Consider the following 20,545-nt stretch of genomic DNA (forward strand, 5'->3'; position numbering starts at 1 on the left):
TTCGTTATACCGGGATGATCGTGTCCAGATGAATCGGACAAAAAGAATCAGCATTATGCGGGTAGGAGCTCCGTTTTTTGCTGATGATTTCCCGCAGACTTTCGGTCTTGATGTTGCCTAAATTTATCCTCTGGTTCAGCGAATAGCATAGCCGGGCCTGTCCGTCTACCCCGAGGAGCACGCCGACGATCCAGAAAAGGCACCCGAAATCGGTGCTGAAGACTTCGTTGCCCAGCGAGTGCTGTTTCGCCAACTCCCGCATTCTGACCTCCTCTTCCGGCTGCGGGGCAATCAAAACGTCCCAGAGATCAGCGGCCGTTCCTATTTTTTCCGGGAAACGGCAGGTAAAAAGCATATTTTTCGCCCGGCAGAACTCTTCAATTTCCGCAATCTGGTCCACGTTCAATTTCATGACCATAGTATTGACGGCAAAATCGGTTATCTGATGGCCATTGCGGGTGGTTATTTTACCGAAGCCCGCCGCCAGGCAATTATCAATCCCCCGCATCACGTCAGTGAAAAAGCCCTCCGACCGGGTAATCAGATTGAACGTCTCCTCGCGGATGCTGTCCAAGGCCAGATAGATAGTGGCCTGGCACTGATAAAGAAAATCGGCCGTATCCCTGTCGAGCAGGGTGCCGTTGGTAAAAATAAGCGGAATCATGCCCCTGGCGCTGGTAAGTTCCACTATTTTACGGAAATGTTTGTCCATCATGGTCTCACCCACACCGACCATAATTACCGATTGCGCTCCCATGGCGGCCGCTTGACGGATGGACTTCTCGTAGTCTTTCAGGGTCATGCGTCCCTTGATGGGGTTTCCCGCCTCCCGGCTGCCCCCTTCGTTGTAGCAGTACACACAACGCATATTGCAGCCTGGGGCCGTGGTCAGCCCTAAAGAAAGGAGCTGATGCGCATCGTCCTCCCCCTGCATGACTTCCAGAAACTGCTCGGCGGTAAAATCACCGTTTCCTTTTAGTAAGATAGGACTGTTCTCCATTTCTGCCTCATTAAAAAATATTTTCCCGGAACAGTTTCCGCCCCGGTATATTTGGGAATGCTATAAGAAAGATTGCCCGCTGTCAAATACTTCGTCGCAACCAAAAAAATACTTGACACAAATATCAATATTGATACTATCAAAAATATGGCCAAGGTTGAAGATATTCTTATACATATGAAAAATAACCCTGCGGACGTTCGGTTTGCTGACATAAGCAAGGTCTGTATTTTTTATTTCGGGCAAGCACGCCAAAAGGACGGAAGTCACCATGTATACAAAACGCCATGGCAAGGAGATCCACGGATTAACATACAGAATAATAAGGGCAAGGCCAAGGCCTACCAAGTAAAACAGGTACTTTTGGCTATTGACAAGTTGGAGGTTGAAAATGCCATTGGAAAATGATCGTTATACATATCGCGTAACCTGGTCTGATGATGATCAGGAATATGTTGGTTTATGCACCGAATTTCCGAGCCTGAGCTGGTTGGATAAGACGCCTGAGTCGGCCTTGAAGGGTATACGTAAGACCATTGAGAGTGTTATCAACGATATGACGCATACCGGCGAAGAAATCCCTCAACCGATAGCCTGTAAAAGATATAGCGGTAAATTTATGGTTCGTGTCCCTCCTGATATTCACCGGAATCTTGCAATTCAGGCATCGGAATCTGGCGTCAGCTTAAACCGTATAGTTGGAGCGAAGCTAAGCCGGTAATGTAAATACCTATTTGTTCAATAATATTTCAAATTCAATGCAAATACAAAGTTGCAATTTTGGTTATCCAGGTATCTTAACGAGTACGGGATGAAAGAAGGCATTATTGGGGGAGAATCGGGGGCAAACGCTCCTTCGTGAATTGCTATTACCTATCTCTTACCGAGATGAAACCATTATTAAAAATCATTGATTGCCTCGATGAAACTCCTGAGTCTGCCGAAATCCCTGCGGTTAAAATCAATAACAAGCCGCGGTAGGTGAATAACATCTTCGTCATCCATTTCAGCTCCCAATGCCCCAGATGCAATGATGCTTCCCCCAGGCAGTAATATATCGTGAAACTGGTCTGTCAACTTTCGGATGTCATCCTGGCTGAGCGGTGTCAAGAGCCGGATCACAAGTTGGTTATGGACATACCGGATGCTATGATACCGGCGATAAAAATGCTGAATTTTTTCCACTGCATCATCCACGGAACAGACCCGATCAAAGAGTTTAAGGTCCGACAGGTTGATATAGTTGCTTGCCAGAAGTTCTTCCTCGATAAGTTTGATAATTTGCGTCCAGTATGAACAATCCGGATCGTCCACTAATACAAGCGGCAGGGGATTGTGTTTGCCGGTTTGCAATAGAGTCAGCGTCTCCATGGCCTCGTCGAGTGTGCCGAATCCGCCTGGAAAGAGAGCTACGGCATCGGATTGTTGCAGGAACGCAACCTTGCGGTTGAAGAAATATTTGTACGTGATGAGCCGTGGGTTACCTTCTACAACCGGATTTGCCTTCTGCTCAAACGGCAAGCGGATATTTACGCCAAAAGAATGCTCGGAGCCGGCTCCCTCGTTTACTGCCTGCATGATGCCTCCTCCACCACCGGTGATAACCATGTATCCCGCCTCAGCAAGTTTTTTTCCGAAGAGCTTTGCCATTTCGTAAATAGGGTTGTCATGCGGTGTACGCGCTGAACCGAACACTGTCACCTTGCGTGTGTTCCGGTAGGGGCCAAAGGTCTTGGCAGTAAACCTCATCTCCTTCAGCGTGGTATTCATAAGCTTGAGGTTTCTTGTCTCCTCGTTTTCCTGCCCGGCCTTAAGAGAGGTAATGATCATCTCGCGGACATATTCAGGTCTCTTTATGCCATCGGCGGTTTCCATTAATTGTTCTATGAGTTTGTCAAGTGGGCCGTTATTCTTCGAAAAACTAATTTTCATAGCTTCTGGACGCTCCTTATTTTTCCTAATGGAAGGTATTTAAACTCTTTTTGTGTTATTGTCGAGGAAGAAAGAAGATCGCTTCCATAAAACTTGGATAAAGCAGCACCGGCTAACCTGCAGAGAAAGGGTTTCAAATACAAATGTTGATTCAGGATAGGCTCAGCATTTTGTTGAATACGGATCGAAACATGCGTATAATGAACGTGGCTAAGTCTTGATCTCCAAACCGCTTTCCGTATTTCCCAGATGGACAAACAGGACCTTTATGACCGATAGGAGCAGCGTATGGGCAAAACAAGGGAAGTTCGCAGGATCGTGACCGGATCGCATCAGGAGGATGGAGCTGGCGTCAAACTGGTTCGTGTAATCGGCCGTGCGGATGTTGAAGAATTCGATCCATTTCTGATGCTGGATGCTTTTGATTCTCGAAATCCCGCAGATTATATTAAAGGTTTTCCATGGCATCCCCACCGAGGCATTGAAACGGTGACCTATCTGATTACCGGTGACATTGAGCATGGCGACAGTTTGGGCAATAAGGGCCACATTCTGAACGGAGGCTGCCAGTGGATGACCGCAGGGAGCGGAATCATCCACCAGGAAATGCCACAACCCGCGGAGCGGATGTTAGGACTTCAGCTCTGGTTAAACTTGCCGCGCAAGAATAAATGGACCCAGCCGCAATATCGCGATATTACCGCGGACCGGATTCCCAAGGTGCAAGAAGAGAGCGGTACAGTGGGTGTGATCTCTGGAGCCTATGGCAACGTGCAGGGCGTAACCCAGGGTGATTATGTGCAAGCCCTAATGCTGGATGTTGCCTTGAACCCGGGTTCCGGATGGCGCCTGCCGGTGGATGGCGCAACAACCCTGTTCATCTACATTGTGGAAGGCGGTGGATTTTTTGATGCCTTAGCGACGCAGGTGGAAAGCCACCGGGCTGTCCTCTTTGGCGAAGGTGATGAATTTGTTGTGCAAGCGGGGCCAAAGAGCATACGCTTTTTACTTTTCGCTGGTAGACCGCTGCGGGAACCGATCGCTTGGGGTGGCCCCATCGTAATGAATACGAGGGAGGAGTTGGAACAGGCATTTACCGACATGGACAACGGCACCTTTATCCGAACATAATAGCAGACGACAGGCGAATTGTTGTGAGAGCCATACACGATGTCGAGCGGATGAATTCACGATACTGAGTAGTTGCAGATGGTATCACGTGTCATTTATTCAGGCCCCGGACTAACTTGGCTGCAAATACTAATCTTTGCCATGACCAATCGGGCAAGAGCAGGGAGTATGAAAGGCGCACATTTTTCAGTGTGATTTAATCAACGATGCTGAATCAAAACAATGCTCGGAATAATGCCGAAATTGTCTATCTCTCCCATGGTGGAGGTCCCTTGCCCATTCTCGGAGACTCTAGCCACAAAGCGATGGTGGATTTCATGTTACACCTTCCGTCGCGGCTCAAGAAACCAAATGCTATTCTTGTCATCAGCGCTCATTGGGAAGAAAGCACAGCAACACTCTTAGGAGCACAAAACCCTCCCATGTTTTACGATTATTACGGTTTCCCAGATGAGGCCTATACAATCGCTTACCCAACCCCTGGCAGCCCTGAGCTTGCGAAGAGAATCACCGGTTTACTGAGAAAAAATAATATACCAGCGCACATCGATTCACATCGGGGATTTGACCATGGATTATTTGTCCCATTGAAGCTGATGTACCCCCAAGCCGATATTCCGTCGCTCCAACTTTCGTTATTGCGCGGTCTCAACCCAACCATGCACATAGCTCTTGGTAAAGCAATGCGCGAATTGATGCGTGAGAATATCCTGGTGGTCGGATCTGGTTTTTCATTCCATAACATGAACGCATTTTCTTGGGATGGTATTAATGAGCCTGATCCAGCCAATGATGCCTTTCAAAATTGGCTGATCGAGACATGCATTGGTCCAATTTCCCAATCCGAGCGTGAACAACGTCTGATCGAATGGTCGAAAGCACCATCCGCACGCTACTGTCACCCCCGGGAAGAGCATTTGTTGCCACTTCATGTGTGTCTCTCTATGGCAAACAAGCCGGCAACACTGATATTTGATGACTATATTTTGGGCAAGCGCTCGGTCGCATTTTTGTGGCGATGAAAAAAGTAAACGTATGGTGCTGTTTTTCCCTTCCCGCTAAAGGAGGTGTGATGACAAGAATGGATCGTCCTAACGCAGAATCGGTTGTTGCAAATCTCAAGGTTCAGATGCCTTTGGGCAAGAAATTAAAACTCCTGCTGAGAAACAATTTTATTAAGATCATCAAGCTTCAGAATTGCTGCAACCATCCGGGTGAGCCGGGATGTTGAAAGAAAGCTGATATTTGACCGGTCGGTCAAAGGATGGAAAGTGCCTTTATAGGATTCCCCTTCAAAGAGTACTGCAAATACAAGTGATCAGATTTGGTCTTTGGCTCAGCCCATTGATTACTGGATCAAAGCTGCATAGGAGGGGGAAGAATAGGTGCATAACATCAATCTAAGCAATCATGTCATTACCTTGATAACTATGATATGGGTTAAAGGAAAATCGTTTTAATGTATTCGTAGGTTTGGGATTGACGGAAATTGTGGGAATCCACTTCCAGTCAAACAAAAATGATACAAGGTTAGTTTATGCCCCTGAGCCAGAAAGAGATACGCGATCGCGCCCTGGAATTTTCCTCTCGATGGGTTTCTGTAGTGCGGGAACGGTCCGAGGCCCAGACTTTCTGGAACGAATTCTTCGATATCTTCGGCATTTCCCGCCGCCGCGTGGCCGCCTTTGAGGCCCCGGTCAAAAAGCTTGGTAACAATGCCGGCGCCATTGATCTGTTCTGGAAGGGCATGCTGATCGTCGAGCATAAATCCCTGGGCAAAAATCTCGATCGAGCCTACCAGCAGGCCTTGGACTATTTCCCCGGAATATCGGAACAGGACCTTCCCAAATACGTTCTCGTCTCCGATTTCGCCAACTTTCGTCTCTATGATCTGGAGGCAGACAGAGAGACGGATTTTCCTCTGGCTGATCTGCCAGCGCAAATCCACCGGTTCGGCTTCATGTCCGGCTATACGAAACGGACCTACCAGGATGAAGATCCCGTCAATGTGCAGGTCGCCAAGAAGATGGGCGAGCTGCACGACGCCCTGCTGGCGGGTGGGTACGATGGTCACAAACTCGAGATTTTTCTCATCCGTCTTATCTATTGCCTTTTTGCGGACGACACGGGCATATTTCCGCGGGACCACTTCCGGTTTATTATGGAGGAAAAGACCCGGGAAGACGGAACCGACACCGGCGCCCTCATTGCCCAAATCTTTCAGACCCTCGATACGCCACCTGATAAGAGGGAGAAAGCCCTGGACGAAGACCTGGAAAAATTTCCCTACGTCAACGGCGCCCTCTACGAGGAGGTCTTCCGCTTTCCCAATTTCGACTCCCGGATGCGACGGACCCTGTTGGAGTGCCTTGCCTTCGACTGGAGCCGGGTGTCTCCGGCCATCTTCGGCTCGATGTTCCAGTCCGTCATGGATCCGGGGAAACGCCGCAACCTCGGCGCCCATTACACCTCCGAAAGGAACATCCTGAAGGTTGTCCGCGGACTGTTCCTCGACGATCTCTACCGCGAATTTGAGGCACTGCAGAGCGATCTCCGGAAGCTGAACCGGTTCCACGAACGAATCGCCCGGCTGCGTTTTTTCGACCCGGCCTGTGGCTGCGGAAACTTCCTCATCATCGCCTACCGGGAGCTGCGTCGGCTGGAGATCGCCGTCCTCAAGCAGATGCGGAAATTGCGGGGCAACTTCCCGGAGACCTTGCAGACCGACATCAGCCTGTTGTCGCGGATTGACGTGGACGCGTTCTACGGGATTGAACTGGAGGAGTTTCCCGTCCGCATCGCTGAGGTCGCCCTTTGGCTTACTGACCACCAGATGAATATGGAGCTCTCGGCGGAGTTCGGCCAGACCTACACCCGCCTGCCCCTGAAAAAATCAGCCCATATCGCCCAGGGGAATGCCCTGCGCTTAGACTGGGACGCGCTTGTTCCCAAACCGGCGGCCGCGGAAATGGAGACAACACTTTTCATCCTGGGTAATCCGCCCTTTGTGGGCAAACACAACCGCAGTGCAGAACAAACCGCCGACATGCTGGCGCTCGGTGCAGACTTGACCGGTCTTGGCGTCCTCGACTACGTCTGCGCCTGGTATCTGAAGGCGGCCGAATACGTCCGGGACACAAAAATTAAGGTCGCCTTCGTCTCCACGAATTCCATCACCCAGGGCGAGCAGACCGGCGTCCTGTGGCCCTGGCTTTTCAGCAAGGGCGTCAAAATCCATTTCGCCCACCGGACGTTCAAATGGTCCAACGAGGCCAGAGGCAACGCCCATGTCTTCTGCGTCATTATTGGCTTCGCGGCCTTTGACGGCCCGATCAAGCGCCTCTACGACTACGAAACACCCGTTAGTGAGCCGATGGAAATCCGGGCGCAGAATATCAATCCCTATCTCGTTGATGCGGATGATATTGTGATTACGAGCCGGAACAGACCGTTGCAGAACGTGCCGGAGATGTTTTTCGGCAACAAGCCGGTAGACGGCGGCAACCTGTTCCTGACAGATGCTGAGAAAGGCGAGTTCTTGAGCAAAGAGCCCCGTGCAGAAAAGTATCTGCGGCGGATTCTTGGCTCCCAGGAGTTCATCAACGGCGAGAATCGCTGGTGCCTCTGGCTAAAAGATGCTGCGCCGGGGGAAATCAGGACCATGCCGGAAATCATGAGGCGTGTGGAGGCGGTGAGAAAGTTCCGGATGCAGAGCAAGAAGGATGCAACGGTCAGACAGGCAGAAATACCTTCGTTATTTGCTGAGATCCGTCAAACGGACGATGATTATCTCCTTGTGCCATTGGTATCTTCTGAGCACAGAAAGTACATTCCACTGGGTTTTTTAACCAGGGATGTGATTGTAAATAATGCGGTTTCAATTGTTCCGAACGCAACCCTGTGGCACTTCGGCGTCCTCACCTCGCTCATGCACATGGCCTGGATGCGCCAGGTCTGCGGCCGCTTGAAAAGCGATTACCGCTACTCTAACAGCCTCGTTTACAACAACTTTCCCTGGCCCGAGACACCGGCGCCGGAGCGGCAGGAACGGGTTGCAGCGGCCGCGCAAAAAATCCTGGACGTTCGCGCCGAATTTGCCAATTCCACCCTGGCTGATCTTTACGATCCCGACGCCATGCCGAAGCAGCTCCTCGACGCCCACCGCGCTCTGGACGCCGTTGTTGATCTCTGCTACCGCCCAGCGGCCTTCAAGTCGGAACTGGAACGGTTGAGATTCCTTTTCGACCTCTATCGAAATTACACCGAACCCCTTATCAGGGCGATGGCCCAGCCGCCAAGAAAGAAGGTCCATCGTGTTTGAACGATCTTATCAAAAATACAGGAAAAACATTTGTGATTTAGCGATTGTAATGTATAATGAGACCGGAAAAACGTATGGGGAATGAATCATGAACAAAAAGCAAATTGAAAAGGCTATTAGGTCGTTAAAAGAAAGACTGGTCGAGTTGCACGGCGATGATGTGGAATTGCGGATTTTCGGTTCGGTGGCCAGAGGCGACTATCACGAGAACTCGGACATAGACATTCTCGTTGTATTACCTTCTCAGGTGAGTAATGCTATCGAAGAGCAGGTCTTTGACCTGGCATACGATATTGAATTGGAGTGTGGCGTGATCATCGGCACCATCGTTTATTCAAAAGAATTCTGGTCTTCGGAACAGGCGGCTTCAATGCCACTATATAAAAATATTCAGCGGGAAAGTCTCTTTGTATGAACGAGGATTTAATCCGTTACCGACGTGAAAAATCCCGGGAAACCCTGGATGATGCACACCTTCTTTTTCAGGCGGGGCGACTGTTCTCAACGCTTAATCGGATCTATTATGCCTTGTTTTACGAAGTGATGGCGCTCCTCTTGACGAAAAATCTTTCTTCGGCAAAACATACAGGGATAAGGGCCTTGTTCAACGAGCACTTTATCAGGACCGGTAAAGTGAGTGTGGAATTGGGCAAATTCTTCTCACGCATGTACGATTTTCGGCAGAAAGGCGATTATGCCGATTTTGTCAAATTCGAAGCGGAGAAGATGAAGGAGTGGCTAACCTTGGCTGAGCATTTTATCAAAGAGCTTGATCAGGTGATTGATAAAGAACTCCCAAAGTCGCCTTAACGATCATACCTCGCTTCGATCATTACCGATCGAAAGCTGGTACAAAAAAACATCAACCTCACCTGATGACTTCAATAAATGCGAAATGAAAATACCTCACCATCAAAAAACTCCGGCAACTGAAATGCCTGCCAGAGATCCTTTTGGCGCTTTGCTCCTGCCGTCACTTCACGCTCCTGTGAAACAATCAGTTTGTGCAAGGCATAGCGGATGGGTTGCGGGATGAGCACAAGCTTAGCATCGCCGTTCAACAATGCGCCGCGGATCGGGTCTTCGATCAGGTAGTTGAGTGTCGAAAAGGGTGACAGATTTATATTGACATCCGGAGGCCTGTAACTCACAATGGCAAACTACTTTAATGAAACGGATGGAATAAATGGGTCTTCTCAACCTGCTGCTAAACAAACCGGCCGTTTTCTTCATGTTGGCCGTACCTATTTTGTATTCAATTATCATTCATGAACTGGCGCACGGCTGGGTTGCCAACCGCCTGGGCGACCCGACGGCCAAGCTGGCAGGCCGGTTAAGCCTCAATCCGCTTAAACATCTCGATCCGGTAGGTACGCTGATGCTGCTTTTTTTCGGCTTTGGCTGGGCTAAGCCGGTGCCGATAAACCTTGGCAATATCCAAAATAAGCGTAAGGGCTTGATCATGGTTTCGGCGGCCGGCATCGCGGCCAATATCGCGTTGGCCTTTGCGGCCCTCTTGGGCGGGCGGCTTTTATCTCCTTCAGCTCCAGGAGAAATAAAACTGATTCTTTACTATATAGCGCAGATCAATATCATCCTGGCCGCCTTCAACCTGATTCCCATTCCACCTCTGGACGGTTCCAAAATCCTCATGGGCTTTATGTCGTCCCGGTTTCAATATTCCTTCTCCCGACTCGAGCCTTATGGATTTTTTATCATCATCGGCTTGCTCTACATCGGCGCCCTGGACCCGGTAATCGCCTTTTTCCGCTGGATTATCTTATCGTTCATAAGTTTATTGTTAAACAGGTAAATCCTTACCAGGCCACATCTCTTTCCCAAATGCATCGCAAGCCCCTGCTTTTCGAAGCAAAAATATCTGTTGCCAAAATATCCCTTGACAAGCAATAACAGCCCCCCTATACTCTGCCCCGAAGGCAATATCTCATCAAAAAATCAAACAAACAAAGGTTCTTTTTACCCTCTGCTTTCCAGAGTTGAGCGACAAATCAGTACCATCTATTGACTGAGCAATTGTTTTGATTTGAGGGAGGCATCGTCATGGAATTCTATCATAAAATCAGAACGCTATGTCGTAAGGCCGTAACACCTATCACCATCATGCTAATCCCCCATGATTACACCCGCAGGACCTTGAATTTAAATGTCCCTGCCATCGCCATCGTCATATCAACTTTTTTTTCGTTTGTCGGCCTCATCTATTTCTGTTCTCTGATCCCCGATGCCATCCGCTATCGGGATGTAAAACAGCAACTGGTTGATTATTCGAAAAAAGTGTCGGACTTCAACTCCACCCTGTTATCTCTGAAGAAGGAGGAAAAATATCTTCACGCCCTGGTTTCCCTGGGATCAAAGGCCAAGATCATGGAGAAAGTTGACGCATCAGGCATGGGAGCCTTCGATATCAATCAGGTTCAACAGCAGATCGAATATTCCCTGCAGACCGTAGGCGCTATCAAAGATTATCTCCGCACCCAGAAGGACCTGTATCTCGCCACTCCTAGAGGCTTGCCTGTTGCCGGGCCAATTACGTCCTCCTATGGCGGTCGTATCAATCCGATTAACGGACATTCGGAATTCCACCATGGTCTGGATATTTCGGCGAGCGCGGGTACACCCGTTACGACAACTGCGGATGGCATCGTCAGCTTCGCCGGTTGGAATCGCGGTGGTGGTAAGCTCGTCGTCATCGCTCATGGTCAAGGTTTCTTTACTTATTATGCCCACAACAGTAAAATTATTGTGGAGGTAGGCCAGAGGGTCAAACGCGGAGAGACCGTCAGCTACACCGGTTCCACCGGCTCTGCAACTGGAAACCACATCCACTATGAGGTCTGGCGAGAGGGCAAGGCTCGGAATCCGCTGAATTACATGGAGGAAAAGTCCTGATGTTTATTAGAAAAGCAGACAGGCTGAAAATGGTTCTGGGAGAAAATTCGAAAATCACAGGAGACGTTGAATCTCCGGGAACAATCCTTGTTGAAGGGACGATCCTGGGCAATGTGCAGGGCGAAAAAGTCATTCTGGGCGAGAAAGCCTATATCCAGGGTGATATTTCCGCGAACTGCATTTCCATTGCCGGAAAGATTGAAGGTAACCTGCTGGGGACGGAAAGCATCAAAATCAAGAGCACGGCCAAAATTACCGGGGATATTTTGACGAAAAGCATTTCCATCATGGATGGCGCGATCTTTAACGGTATGTGCCGCATGGACAACGCCCTGTCAGGGCGAGGCGTGGAATCGGATAAGAATGTCATCGAGTTCGGCGCCGCCGAGTGATAAAAGCTTACTATTCTTGATGACCAGTAAAGGGGGGCTTCATCCCATGCGGAAGGCCTCCAGCCGTGCTGCGGAAAATTTCTCGTGAACTGAAAAAAAGGTTTCTTCTCCGCCGCAAACCTTTTTCTTAATCAGATAAGTGTCATGCTCCTCCTGACAGTAGCGGGCCAGAATCTCCCCGACTACGGTATCATCATCGTCATGGCTGGATTCAGGCACGTAGGCCGTGGGGCCGCGGAAGTCCTCGGGTAGAAAGATAGTCGCAGCGGGGACACCTTTGTTGGAAAGGTGTCCCCACGCCAGCAGGGCAATCTTTTCGTTTTCCTCGTGATTCCTACCCAGAATTATTTTCAGATCGTTCTCCAGCCGGAAGTGCCGGCCAATTTTCAGAAACTGTAAGTCATTAAAATCATAATCGGGCACGTGGGCGAAAAGATCGCGCAGTCGCACCGCCATGATGGGATCGGTGAGCATACAGCCGCCTGCCGGGCAGGGATAATCCTTGACCCCCAGGTCCCGGGCCAGCGCTATCTGCACCTTCCGCGATCTTCCGGAAACAGCCAGGAGCTTCTCCCGATCAACCACGCCCTCCTGCTCTGGCCTCGTCGGGGGAAAATGCTGCGCCGACAGCGGTCGCAAAATAAGACCGGCCAGGCCGCTTTCCTTTTCGATCAGCTCGATTTGCTGGCGGCGCTGCGACATGGGGCGCTGACCGATTACCTCGCCCGTGATGACAAAAGACGCCCCCAGTTCGGGCATCATTTCTTTGGCCTTCCTGAGCATGTAGATACGGCAATCAATGCAGGGATTCATGCCCCGGCCATGGCCATGCGGCGGATTTTCCACGAGCCGCATGTAATCCATGCCCTTCGCGATAACACGGATCGGAATCCCGAATTCACTCGCCACTTTGCCGGCCTGGTGCTGACAGCCGGCCTTATGGGAGCTGCAATTGCAGAAGGGGCTCGTAAAGTTCAGGGCCGTGACCGCGATCCCCTGGTCAACCATCATCTTGACTGCCAGCGTGCTGTCCAGGCCACCGGAAAGCAGGGCCAAGGCGTTATTATTTATTGGCATCAGATACCCGCACCTGTTTCAAATTCTTCCGTTAAAGAAAAAATCGCTTTAATTTCACGCTTTTTGTCTTCCACGTACCTGTCTATTTCCACCTTGATGCCCTGCATATGCTCCACATCTCCGAGTCTTTCTTCAATGGTATCAATCTGTTTGCTGATGAATTTAAAGGCATCGGCAATTGGGTCGGGCAGACGGTTATGGCCGAAATCCGTGAGCTCCTTGGCCGAATAACCCACGCCTATCCGGGCCGGAACACCTACGGCCACGGAATTTGCCGGTACATTCCTCACCACCAGCGAAGCGGCGCCAACCTTGGCGCCATCGCCGATAGTGATGGGACCCAGAATAATGGTGCCTGCGCCGATCATGACATTATGGCCGATGGTGGGATGACGCTTCTCCTTTTTGAGGCTCACTCCGCCAAGCACAACTCCTTGATAAAGCAGGACATCATCGCCGATTTCCGTCGTCTCGCCGACCACCACACCGGAACCGTGATCTATGAAAAAACGCCGGCCGATTTTCGCTCCCGGATGTATTTCGATGCCGGTGAGAAATCGGCCGAGGTGTGAGATGATGCGAGCCGTCAAATAGAAGGCATGCCGCCAAAGAAAGTTAGACACCCGGTACATCCAGAGGGCGTGCAAGCCCGGGTAGCATAAAATAACCTCCAGGATGCCGCGAGCCGCCGGGTCCTTCTTGAAGACGGTCTGGACATCCTCTTTTACGATCGAGAAAAAATTATTCACAAAAATACCCTTGTTGGTTGTCTGTAACTCCTAACTCTTAATTTTTACTGCCTCGCCAATACAAAGATGGCATTCAGGGCAAAGAGGTTCGGCCAAAAATTTATTATCTTTTGCTCACCCAGATAATAAGCCTTCAATATCTGGACATCTTTTTGCTGACAAAATTCCCGGAAATCGCTGAGGCTCAGGCTGCGCACGTTGGGGGTGTTGTACCAGTGATGGGGCAACGCCTTCGTCATGGGCGCCCGCCCCCGCAAAAAGAGCCGGAAACGGGCCGCAATGTGGGCGAAGTTAGGAAAGCCGACAATGACCTTGCCGCCGACGCGCAGCGCTTCATGAATGATATAGTCAACCTGCGTCACCTCCTGCATGCTCTGGTTCAGGATGACGTAATCGAAGGATTTATCGGGATACTCCACGAGGCCACTTTCGATATCGCTGTTGAAGACGCTCAACCCCTTTTTAACGCACTGGTAGATTGCCTCGTCGTCAAACTCGATCCCCTGCACCTTGGCATTCTTGTCGCGGACCAGGTGGTAGAGCAGATCGCCGCTGCCGCAGCCCAGATCCAGAACGCGAGCGCCGGGTTCGACGATTTCGTAGATAATCTTGTAGTCAAGACGCAGGGACTCAGCCGCCATCAGAACTTGTCACCTCGTAACCATTGAATGTTTTATCAATAAAATGCCTGACCAATTCCTTCATTTCTCCCAATTCCACTAAAAAGGCGTCATGGCCGTAGGTGGAACGCAGTTCGCAGTACGTGGCATCCACATGTCTGGTCTTGAGCTGCCTGACGATATCCTGGGACTGGTAGGAGGGGTAGAGCCAATCCGACTTGAAGGAGATAACGAGAAAGCGCGTCTCCACCGTTGCCCCCTCCGGGATAAGCTTGCCTCCGGAAAGATCGAAGTAATCCATAGCCTTAGTGATGTAGAGATAGGAATTGGCATCAAAACGCTTGACAAAGCTGTCCCCCTTGTAGCGCAGGTAGCCCTCTACCTCAAAATCGGCCGCAAATTTGAAAGCAACGTTGGTGTTTTTCCGCCGGCGCGAGAATTTCTCCTCCATGGATTTATCGCTCATAAAGGTGATATGGCCGATCATCCGCGCCAGCGCCAGCCCTCTTTCCGGCTGGCCATAGTCATAATAATCTCCGTCGCGCCATGAGGTGTCGGCCATTATGGACTGCCGCACCACCTCGTTAAAGGCAATCTGCTGCGGGGAATGCTTCGTAGTCGTGGCAATGGGAATGGCCGAACGCACCATCTCCGGATAAGCGGCCACCCACTGCAGAACTTGCATCCCGCCCATGGAACCGCCGGCCACGCAAAGCATTTTTTTTATGCCCAAGTGAACGATCAGGTGCCGCTGCGCCTTTACCATGTCGGCAATCGTAATGCCCGGGAAATTAAGGGCATAGGGGCGGCCGGAATCGGGATTGGCGGCGTAGGGCCCCGTGCTTCCCTTGCAGCCGCCGATAACATTGGAACAAATGACAAAATACCTGTCAGTATCGAAGGCCTTGCCGGGACCGATCATGGCGTCCCACCACCCGGGGTCTTTTTCTCCCTCATGATAACCGGCCGCATGGGCATCGGCGGAAAGGGCATGGAGAACCAAAACGGCATTGCTTTTATCGCCGTTCAATTTCCCATAGGTCTCATAAGCCAGCGTGACCGGCCCCAGCGCGCCCCCGAATTCCAGCGGCATTTCCTGGGGCGGTTCGGCAAAGGTAAAATATTTTACCGAGACTTTCCCGATGTTTCCTTCTTTAGTCATGCTCTATAAAAACCTTCACAAAAAGATTATTCCTACGGGGCAATTGCAAAAGTCGTATAAATGCACAGCACGTCATTCCGGCGGAAGCCGGAATCCAGAAATTTAAATGTGTTACAAAAACACTGGACACCGTTTTTCACCGGTGTGACGACTTTTGCAATTACCTCCTACTTTTGAAAAAGCCAGGTTGATAGATACCTTTCCCCCGAATCGGGCAAAAGGGCCACGATCACTTTGCCTTCCGCCTCCGGTCGTTTGGCCACTGCCAAGGCGGCCCACATGGCCCCGCCGCTGGAAATACCCACCAGGATGCCTTCTTCACTCGCCAGACGGCGCGCCATCTCGCCCGAATCTTCGTGGGATATCTGCATAATTTCATCAATGACATCACGCTTCAATATCCCGGGCACAAAACCGGCCCCGAGCCCCTGAATCTTGTGGATTCCCGGCTTGCCGCCCGACAGGACGGGGGAGTCCGCAGGTTCAAGGCCGACGATCTTAACAGAAGGCCGCCGGGCTTTCAATACCTCTCCTACCCCCGTGACGGTGCCCCCCGTGCCGATCCCGGAAACAAAATAATCTATCTGCCCGTCCGTATCGCGCCAGATTTCTTCCGCTGTCGTTTTGCGATGGATCTCCGGATTGGCGGGGTTGTTAAACTGCTGCGGAATAAAACTGTAATCGGTGCTGTCTGCCAGCTCCGTGGCCTTCTCAATGGCCCCTTTCATCCCCCGGGCGCCTTCCGTCAGCACCAGTTCCGCACCGAGAATTTTTAACAGGTGCCTCCGCTCGAGACTCATGGTATCGGGCATCGTCAGGATTAGCTTGTAACCCTTGGCGGCGCACACAACAGCCAGCGCCACGCCCGTATTCCCGCTCGTCGGTTCAATAATAACCGAATCCTTGTTCAGCAATCCGTCCCGCTCGGCGGCCTCGATCATCGCCACCCCGATCCGGTCCTTCACACTCGAAAGGGGATTGAATGATTCCAGCTTTACCAGAATTGTTGCCTTAAGTCCCGCAGTTATTTTGTTAATTCTCACCAGCGGCGTATTGCCGATGGTTTGGGTAATATCACTGAATATTTTCGCCATTTTCCCCTCCTTAAAAGGGGGCCGTAATTAGGGGACACCTTACTAATTTTTTCAAAATTAGTAAGGTGTCCCCTAATTACAAGGTGTCCCCTTATTACTTTGTTTTCTCCAACGCCTGACCGATGTCGGCCCTGATGTCGTCCAGGTGCTCAATACCGATGGAAAGCCTGATAAAATCGGGAGTTACACCGGTGGCTAATTGCTCGGCGGCCGATAATTGCTGGTGCGTGGTCGTGGCCGGATGAATCGCCAGGGTCTTGGCATCACCCACGTTGGCCAGATGAGATACCAGCTCCAGGGAATTGATGAATTTTTTCCCCGCCTCGGCTCCGCCCTTGATGCCGAAACCGATGATCGCCCCGGCCCCTTTGGGCAGATATTTGTCGGCCCTGGCTTTTTCCGGGCTCGAGGCAAGCCCCGGGTAGTTTACCCAACTCACGAGAGGATGCTTTTCCAGATAGCCGGCGATAGCCAAGGCGTTTTCGGAATGTCTGGGCATCCTTAAATGGATTGTTTCCAGACCCTGGAGGAAAAGAAAGGCATTAAACGGCGACATGGCCGGCCCCAGATCGCGCAGCAATCCTACGCGGGCCTTGATGATAAAGGCAATATTTCCCATGGGTTTCATGGCCTCCACAAATTCCAGGCCGTGATAACTGGGGTCGGGGTCCGTAATCAAAGGGAACTTGCCGCCCGTCCAATCAAACTTGCCCGAATCAACGATCAGGCCGCCCAGCGAGGTGCCGTGGCCGCCGATAAATTTAGTCGCCGAATAGACAATAATATCCACGCCGAAATCAAAAGGCCGCAACAGATAGGGCGACACGGTGTTATCGAGCACAAAGGGAAGGTTATTGCGGTGCGCCACCGCGGAGATGCCCTCCAGATCGACCACGTCTAACTTGGGATTGCCGATTGATTCTGCATAGATCGCCTTGGTATGGGGTGTAATCGCCGCTTGCAGGGCAGCGAGATCGTTGGACTTCACGAACTTGACCTTTATGCCCAGCCGCGGGAAGGTGTAATGAAAAAGATTGTAAGTTCCGCCATAGAGGTTGTCGGCCGAAACAATTTCATCACCTGCCTGGGCGATATTGAGGAGGGCCAGCGTGATGGCTGACGAGCCACTCGCGACCGCAAGAGCACCAACACCGCCCTCGAGCAGGGCTATCCTTTTTTCGAGCACGTCGTTGGTCGGATTCATCAGGCGGGTGTAGATGTTGCCGAATTCCTTGAGCCCAAACAGATTGGCCGCATGATCCGTATCTTTGAACTGATACGAAGTCGTCTGATAGATCGGCACAGCCCGCGATCCCGTCGTCGGATCGGCTTCCTGTCCGCCATGCAAGGCCAGTGTTTCCACCCGCAATTTATTGTCTATCTTGCTCATCATCCCCTCCAATAAAGTCAGATTATCCGTTGCTCCCCGCTATATACATTCATGCGCTGCCCGCGGACAAATCCCAACAGGGTCATATTGGCTTCCCGGGCTATTTTCACGGCCTGATTCGTCGGGGCGCCGGCAGAAGCCAGAATCGGGATCTGACAGCGCAGCACCTTGGCGACTATTTCCGAAGAAACCCGGCCGCTCGTCAGCGCCACCTGAGCGCTGAAGTTAATTTTCTTTTGCAGCCCCTCCCCGATAGCCTTGTCCAGGGCGTTGTGACGGCCCAGATCGTCTTTAAATATCATTTCGGCTCCACCGACCAGGGCAGCGCTGTGGACACCGCCCGTAAGCCGGAATTCTTCCGAACTCGTGATAAATTTTTTCATCATGCCGAAAAACTGCTCGCCGGCCATAGTAAAACCGTCGGCCAGCCGGACTCTTTGCATCAAATCCAGCGGGTTGTGAAAGATTATGCCTTTCCCGCAACCGGAAGTATAAATCCGCTTGAAAAGCATATCCGACGGAAAGGAAACATAACACTCCACGTAGGCCTTCCAGCGGTCCTGATCTATGGTAAGCGTTTTTATGGACGCCGCTGCCTCGATAAATCCGGATGTATAGAGAAAGCCGACGACCAGATTTTTCAAGTCCGAGGGGCTGCAAAGGAGAGTCGCCAGCTCCGTGCCGTTTAGCTCGATGGTGAGCGGCACTTCCTCGGTGACGGCATCGCTTTTTTCCTCTCGGACGCCCTGCCTGATGGACGTTATCACAAAGTTTTCCACTGTACTAACACCTACCCCTGAAATTCCAGCATTCTCGTGATGCTGCTTCTCGCCCGCGCCATAATCTCCGGCGGCACTTCAATCTTAAACGTCATTTCTTCCAGCGACCAAAGTACTTTTTCCAGCGTCGTCCGTTTCATATTCGGACAAATAGCCAGATCAGAGACACGATAAAAGATCTTATCGGGATTTTCCTTCTGCATCCGGTGGAGAATGCCGATCTCCGTCCCCACAATAAACTCCCTGGCCTCATCGTCTCGGGCGTAGCTGCTCATCCCGCCCGTCGAAAGCACGCGATCAGCCAGGGCAATCACTTCCGGCCGGTTTTCGGGATGGACAATGACCTTGGCCGCGGGATGCAGGCGCTGCTGCTCTAAAATAGCCTCCGGCAAAATACGGGCATGGGTCGGGCAAAACCCTTTCCAAACGATAAATTTCCGCCCCGTCTGGGCGGCCACATAATGGGCCAGATACTTGTCGGGGACAAAAATGACCTCTTCATCAGCCGCGAAGGCCTCCAGGGCAATCTTTTCGGCATTCGACGAGGTGCAGCAGATGTCGCACTCCGCCTTTACCTCCGCCGAAGTATTCACGTAACACATCACCTTGGCGCGGGGGTGCTGGGCCTTTAACTTGCGGAGCTGGTCGGCATTGATCATATCGGCCATGGGGCAGGCGGAATCCTTGTCCGGCAACAGCACCGTCTTCCCCGGAGAAAGAATCTTGGCCGTCTCGGCCATGAAATGAACGCCGCAAAAGACGATCACCTCGGCGTCGGTCCGGGAGGCCTGAACGCTTAAGCCCAGAGAATCGCCAACATAATCGGCAATGTCCTGCACTTCCGGGAGTTGATAGTTATGGGCCAGGATGACGGCCTTCTTTTCTCGGCGTAATTTGTTTATCCTTTCAACAAGTTCCATATAATACCTCTTCGATGACTCCGCCCCCGAGAACACAATCGCCCTGGTAAAAAACCACTGCCTGACCGGGGGTAATCGCCTCTTCCGCCTCCTGAAATAAAACCGTTATCTTATCGCCATTCCAGACCAAAGTGCATTTTGCCGGCTTCCGGCGGTATCTGATTTTGGCTTCCACCTCCGCCGGCCAACTGTCCGTCAGGACATTCAAATCTCCCGCGACGAGCCCCGCGGCCTTCAAAGCTGACTTCTCGCCCACGATCAGGCGATTGTCCTCTGCATCAATTGCCACCACATAAAGCGGCGCCCGATGCGCAATCCCGAGACCGCTTCTCTGCCCGATGGTATAATAAACAATCCCGCGGTGCGTCCCCAATTTTAGCCCGGTCTGATCTACGATGGGCCCCGGACAAACCGTCTCCATACGCCGGGCGACAAAGTCTGGATAGCTGTCCCGGTTCACGAAGCAAAGATCCTGGCTTTCCGCCTTTTCCGCCACGGGCAGACCGGCCTTCAAGGCCATGCCGCGTACCTCCGCCTTAGTCAGATCGGCCAGCGGAAAAAGAATCCGGCTGAGCGCTTCATAAGGCATAGCATAGAGAAAATAGGTCTGATCCTTCACCTTATCCCGCGGCTTCTTTAAAAGAAAACGCTCTTTCTCCCGCGTAATTGCAGCGTAATGCCCCGTGGCCAGGTAATCAAAACCCAGAGCCGTCGCCTTCTGCAAAAGGCTTCCGAATTTCAGGAAGCGGTTACAGTCAATACAGGGATTCGGCGTCCGGCCCCGGCTGTATTCGGCGACGAACTTGCCGATCACCTGCTCTTCCATCTCCTGGGAAAAATCAAATACGTAATGGGGAAGATGGAGGCGATCGCAGACCCGCCGGGCATCATCAACAGCATCGAGGCCGCAACATCTCTTCTCCCCGCTCATCTCGACGCCCAGGCACATGGTTACGCCCGTGACTTCATAACCCTCGTTTTTCAAGAGCAGAGCGGCCACGGAAGAATCAACGCCGCCGCTCATCGCCACCATTACTTTTTCCGCCACGCCGTTTCTCTTCCCCTTAG

At 51.4% G+C, this 20,545-nt stretch carries 22 protein-coding genes and 1 pseudogene; 11 read left to right on the top strand and 12 right to left on the bottom strand.

The window, feature by feature from the left end; all coding sequences use genetic code 11:
- Positions 1–4: 4 nt before the first annotated feature.
- Positions 5–1,000, bottom strand: coding sequence for a radical SAM protein (locus tag NT140_11090; protein ID MCX5832409.1), 996 nt, complete (start codon positions 998–1,000; stop codon positions 5–7).
- Between the two features lie 147 nt (positions 1,001–1,147).
- On the opposite strand from NT140_11090, the gene NT140_11095 reads away from it, so the two are divergent.
- Both NT140_11095 and NT140_11100 read left to right on the top strand, forming a co-directional pair.
- On the top strand, positions 1,148–1,408 hold the full coding sequence (locus NT140_11095) for a toxin HicA (protein ID MCX5832410.1): 261 nt from the start codon (positions 1,148–1,150) through the stop codon (positions 1,406–1,408).
- Positions 1,392–1,721, top strand: coding sequence for a toxin-antitoxin system HicB family antitoxin (locus tag NT140_11100; protein MCX5832411.1), 330 nt, complete (start codon positions 1,392–1,394; stop codon positions 1,719–1,721). Before NT140_11095 ends, NT140_11100 begins: the two co-directional genes overlap by 17 nt.
- 179 nt (positions 1,722–1,900) lie before the next feature.
- On the opposite strand, the gene NT140_11105 is transcribed toward NT140_11100, so the two are convergent.
- Positions 1,901–2,932, bottom strand: a complete 1,032-nt coding sequence (locus NT140_11105; protein ID MCX5832412.1) for a TIGR00730 family Rossman fold protein — start codon at positions 2,930–2,932, stop codon at positions 1,901–1,903.
- Between the two features lie 288 nt (positions 2,933–3,220).
- On the opposite strand from NT140_11105, the gene NT140_11110 reads away from it, so the two are divergent.
- From NT140_11110 to NT140_11135, 6 genes are all read left to right on the top strand, one after another.
- Complete coding sequence (locus NT140_11110; protein MCX5832413.1) at positions 3,221–4,063, top strand: pirin family protein; 843 nt, start codon at positions 3,221–3,223, stop codon at positions 4,061–4,063.
- A gap of 206 nt (positions 4,064–4,269) precedes the next feature.
- On the top strand, positions 4,270–5,085 hold the full coding sequence (locus NT140_11115; GenBank protein MCX5832414.1) for a class III extradiol ring-cleavage dioxygenase: 816 nt from the start codon (positions 4,270–4,272) through the stop codon (positions 5,083–5,085).
- Between the two features lie 50 nt (positions 5,086–5,135).
- Positions 5,136–5,294, top strand: coding sequence for a hypothetical protein (locus NT140_11120; GenBank protein ID MCX5832415.1), 159 nt, complete (start codon positions 5,136–5,138; stop codon positions 5,292–5,294).
- 306 nt (positions 5,295–5,600) lie between these two features.
- Positions 5,601–8,384, top strand: a complete 2,784-nt coding sequence (locus NT140_11125) for a class I SAM-dependent DNA methyltransferase (GenBank protein ID MCX5832416.1) — start codon at positions 5,601–5,603, stop codon at positions 8,382–8,384.
- An 88-nt stretch (positions 8,385–8,472) separates the two neighbouring features.
- Positions 8,473–8,799 carry a nucleotidyltransferase domain-containing protein gene (locus tag NT140_11130; GenBank protein ID MCX5832417.1) on the top strand — a complete coding sequence of 109 codons (327 nt, stop codon included), beginning with the start codon at positions 8,473–8,475 and terminating at the stop codon, positions 8,797–8,799.
- Positions 8,796–9,194 (top strand): HEPN domain-containing protein, encoded by a 399-nt coding sequence (locus NT140_11135; protein ID MCX5832418.1) that lies wholly within the window; start codon positions 8,796–8,798, stop codon positions 9,192–9,194. The genes NT140_11130 and NT140_11135 overlap by 4 nt, the downstream gene beginning before the upstream one ends.
- A 71-nt stretch (positions 9,195–9,265) precedes the next feature.
- Here the strand turns inward: NT140_11135 and NT140_11140 are convergent, their stop codons facing one another.
- Positions 9,266–9,535 carry a GSU2403 family nucleotidyltransferase fold protein gene (locus NT140_11140; protein MCX5832419.1) on the bottom strand — a complete coding sequence of 90 codons (270 nt, stop codon included), beginning with the start codon at positions 9,533–9,535 and terminating at the stop codon, positions 9,266–9,268.
- Between the two features lie 311 nt (positions 9,536–9,846).
- On the opposite strand from NT140_11140, the pseudogene NT140_11145 reads away from it, so the two are divergent.
- The 3 genes and pseudogenes from NT140_11145 (at position 9,847) to NT140_11155 (ending at position 11,686) form a co-directional block, all read left to right on the top strand.
- Positions 9,847–10,065, top strand: a pseudogene (locus NT140_11145) (site-2 protease family protein).
- 380 nt (positions 10,066–10,445) lie between these two features.
- Positions 10,446–11,294, top strand: a complete 849-nt coding sequence (locus tag NT140_11150; GenBank protein ID MCX5832420.1) for a M23 family metallopeptidase — start codon at positions 10,446–10,448, stop codon at positions 11,292–11,294.
- Entirely contained in the window at positions 11,294–11,686 is a 393-nt protein-coding gene (locus NT140_11155; protein MCX5832421.1) for a polymer-forming cytoskeletal protein, read from the top strand. The genes NT140_11150 and NT140_11155 overlap by 1 nt, the downstream gene beginning before the upstream one ends.
- A 39-nt stretch (positions 11,687–11,725) precedes the next feature.
- On the opposite strand, the gene NT140_11160 is transcribed toward NT140_11155, so the two are convergent.
- From NT140_11160 to mnmA, 9 genes are all read right to left on the bottom strand, one after another.
- Positions 11,726–12,757 carry a hypothetical protein gene (locus NT140_11160; protein MCX5832422.1) on the bottom strand — a complete coding sequence of 344 codons (1,032 nt, stop codon included), beginning with the start codon at positions 12,755–12,757 and terminating at the stop codon, positions 11,726–11,728.
- Between the two features lie 5 nt (positions 12,758–12,762).
- Positions 12,763–13,512: a serine O-acetyltransferase gene (cysE, locus tag NT140_11165; GenBank protein ID MCX5832423.1), complete on the bottom strand. Its 750-nt coding sequence runs from the start codon at positions 13,510–13,512 to the stop codon at positions 12,763–12,765.
- A 44-nt stretch (positions 13,513–13,556) separates the two neighbouring features.
- Entirely contained in the window at positions 13,557–14,153 is a 597-nt protein-coding gene (gene metW / locus NT140_11170) for a methionine biosynthesis protein MetW (protein MCX5832424.1), read from the bottom strand.
- Positions 14,143–15,294, bottom strand: coding sequence for a homoserine O-acetyltransferase (locus NT140_11175; GenBank protein MCX5832425.1), 1,152 nt, complete (start codon positions 15,292–15,294; stop codon positions 14,143–14,145). Before NT140_11175 ends, metW begins: the two co-directional genes overlap by 11 nt.
- 167 nt (positions 15,295–15,461) lie before the next feature.
- Positions 15,462–16,388, bottom strand: coding sequence for a cysteine synthase A (gene cysK, locus NT140_11180; GenBank protein ID MCX5832426.1), 927 nt, complete (start codon positions 16,386–16,388; stop codon positions 15,462–15,464).
- Between the two features lie 94 nt (positions 16,389–16,482).
- Entirely contained in the window at positions 16,483–17,778 is a 1,296-nt protein-coding gene (locus tag NT140_11185) for an O-acetylhomoserine aminocarboxypropyltransferase/cysteine synthase (GenBank protein MCX5832427.1), read from the bottom strand.
- Positions 17,779–17,795: 17 nt separating this feature from the next.
- Positions 17,796–18,557, bottom strand: a complete 762-nt coding sequence (gene fdhD / locus NT140_11190) for a formate dehydrogenase accessory sulfurtransferase FdhD (GenBank protein ID MCX5832428.1) — start codon at positions 18,555–18,557, stop codon at positions 17,796–17,798.
- A gap of 11 nt (positions 18,558–18,568) precedes the next feature.
- Positions 18,569–19,477: a quinolinate synthase NadA gene (gene nadA, locus NT140_11195; protein ID MCX5832429.1), complete on the bottom strand. Its 909-nt coding sequence runs from the start codon at positions 19,475–19,477 to the stop codon at positions 18,569–18,571.
- On the bottom strand, positions 19,464–20,525 hold the full coding sequence (mnmA, locus tag NT140_11200; protein ID MCX5832430.1) for a tRNA 2-thiouridine(34) synthase MnmA: 1,062 nt from the start codon (positions 20,523–20,525) through the stop codon (positions 19,464–19,466). Before mnmA ends, nadA begins: the two co-directional genes overlap by 14 nt.
- Positions 20,526–20,545 lie beyond the last annotated feature (20 nt).

The sequence above is a fragment of the Deltaproteobacteria bacterium genome (assembly GCA_026388415.1).
Classification (GTDB): domain Bacteria; phylum Desulfobacterota; class Syntrophia; order Syntrophales; family JACQWR01; genus JAPLJV01.

Excerpts from the sequence above, each read along its gene's own strand:
- NT140_11090 (MCX5832409.1), bottom strand. The coding sequence starts at position 1,000 with ATGGAGAACAGTCCTATCTTACTAAAAGGAAACGGTGATTTTACCGCC.
- cysK (MCX5832426.1), bottom strand. The coding sequence starts at position 16,388 with ATGGCGAAAATATTCAGTGATATTACCCAAACCATCGGCAATACGCCG.
- metW (MCX5832424.1), bottom strand. The coding sequence starts at position 14,153 with ATGGCGGCTGAGTCCCTGCGTCTTGACTACAAGATTATCTACGAAATC.
- NT140_11130 (MCX5832417.1), top strand. The coding sequence starts at position 8,473 with ATGAACAAAAAGCAAATTGAAAAGGCTATTAGGTCGTTAAAAGAAAGA.
- NT140_11110 (MCX5832413.1), top strand. The coding sequence starts at position 3,221 with ATGGGCAAAACAAGGGAAGTTCGCAGGATCGTGACCGGATCGCATCAG.
- NT140_11115 (MCX5832414.1), top strand. The coding sequence starts at position 4,270 with ATGCTGAATCAAAACAATGCTCGGAATAATGCCGAAATTGTCTATCTC.
- nadA (MCX5832429.1), bottom strand. The coding sequence starts at position 19,477 with ATGGAACTTGTTGAAAGGATAAACAAATTACGCCGAGAAAAGAAGGCC.
- NT140_11150 (MCX5832420.1), top strand. The coding sequence starts at position 10,446 with ATGGAATTCTATCATAAAATCAGAACGCTATGTCGTAAGGCCGTAACA.
- NT140_11135 (MCX5832418.1), top strand. The coding sequence starts at position 8,796 with ATGAACGAGGATTTAATCCGTTACCGACGTGAAAAATCCCGGGAAACC.
- NT140_11175 (MCX5832425.1), bottom strand. The coding sequence starts at position 15,294 with ATGACTAAAGAAGGAAACATCGGGAAAGTCTCGGTAAAATATTTTACC.
- NT140_11095 (MCX5832410.1), top strand. The coding sequence starts at position 1,148 with ATGGCCAAGGTTGAAGATATTCTTATACATATGAAAAATAACCCTGCG.
- NT140_11120 (MCX5832415.1), top strand. The coding sequence starts at position 5,136 with ATGACAAGAATGGATCGTCCTAACGCAGAATCGGTTGTTGCAAATCTC.
- NT140_11185 (MCX5832427.1), bottom strand. The coding sequence starts at position 17,778 with ATGAGCAAGATAGACAATAAATTGCGGGTGGAAACACTGGCCTTGCAT.
- NT140_11105 (MCX5832412.1), bottom strand. The coding sequence starts at position 2,932 with ATGAAAATTAGTTTTTCGAAGAATAACGGCCCACTTGACAAACTCATA.
- NT140_11155 (MCX5832421.1), top strand. The coding sequence starts at position 11,294 with ATGTTTATTAGAAAAGCAGACAGGCTGAAAATGGTTCTGGGAGAAAAT.
- NT140_11100 (MCX5832411.1), top strand. The coding sequence starts at position 1,392 with ATGCCATTGGAAAATGATCGTTATACATATCGCGTAACCTGGTCTGAT.
- NT140_11125 (MCX5832416.1), top strand. The coding sequence starts at position 5,601 with ATGCCCCTGAGCCAGAAAGAGATACGCGATCGCGCCCTGGAATTTTCC.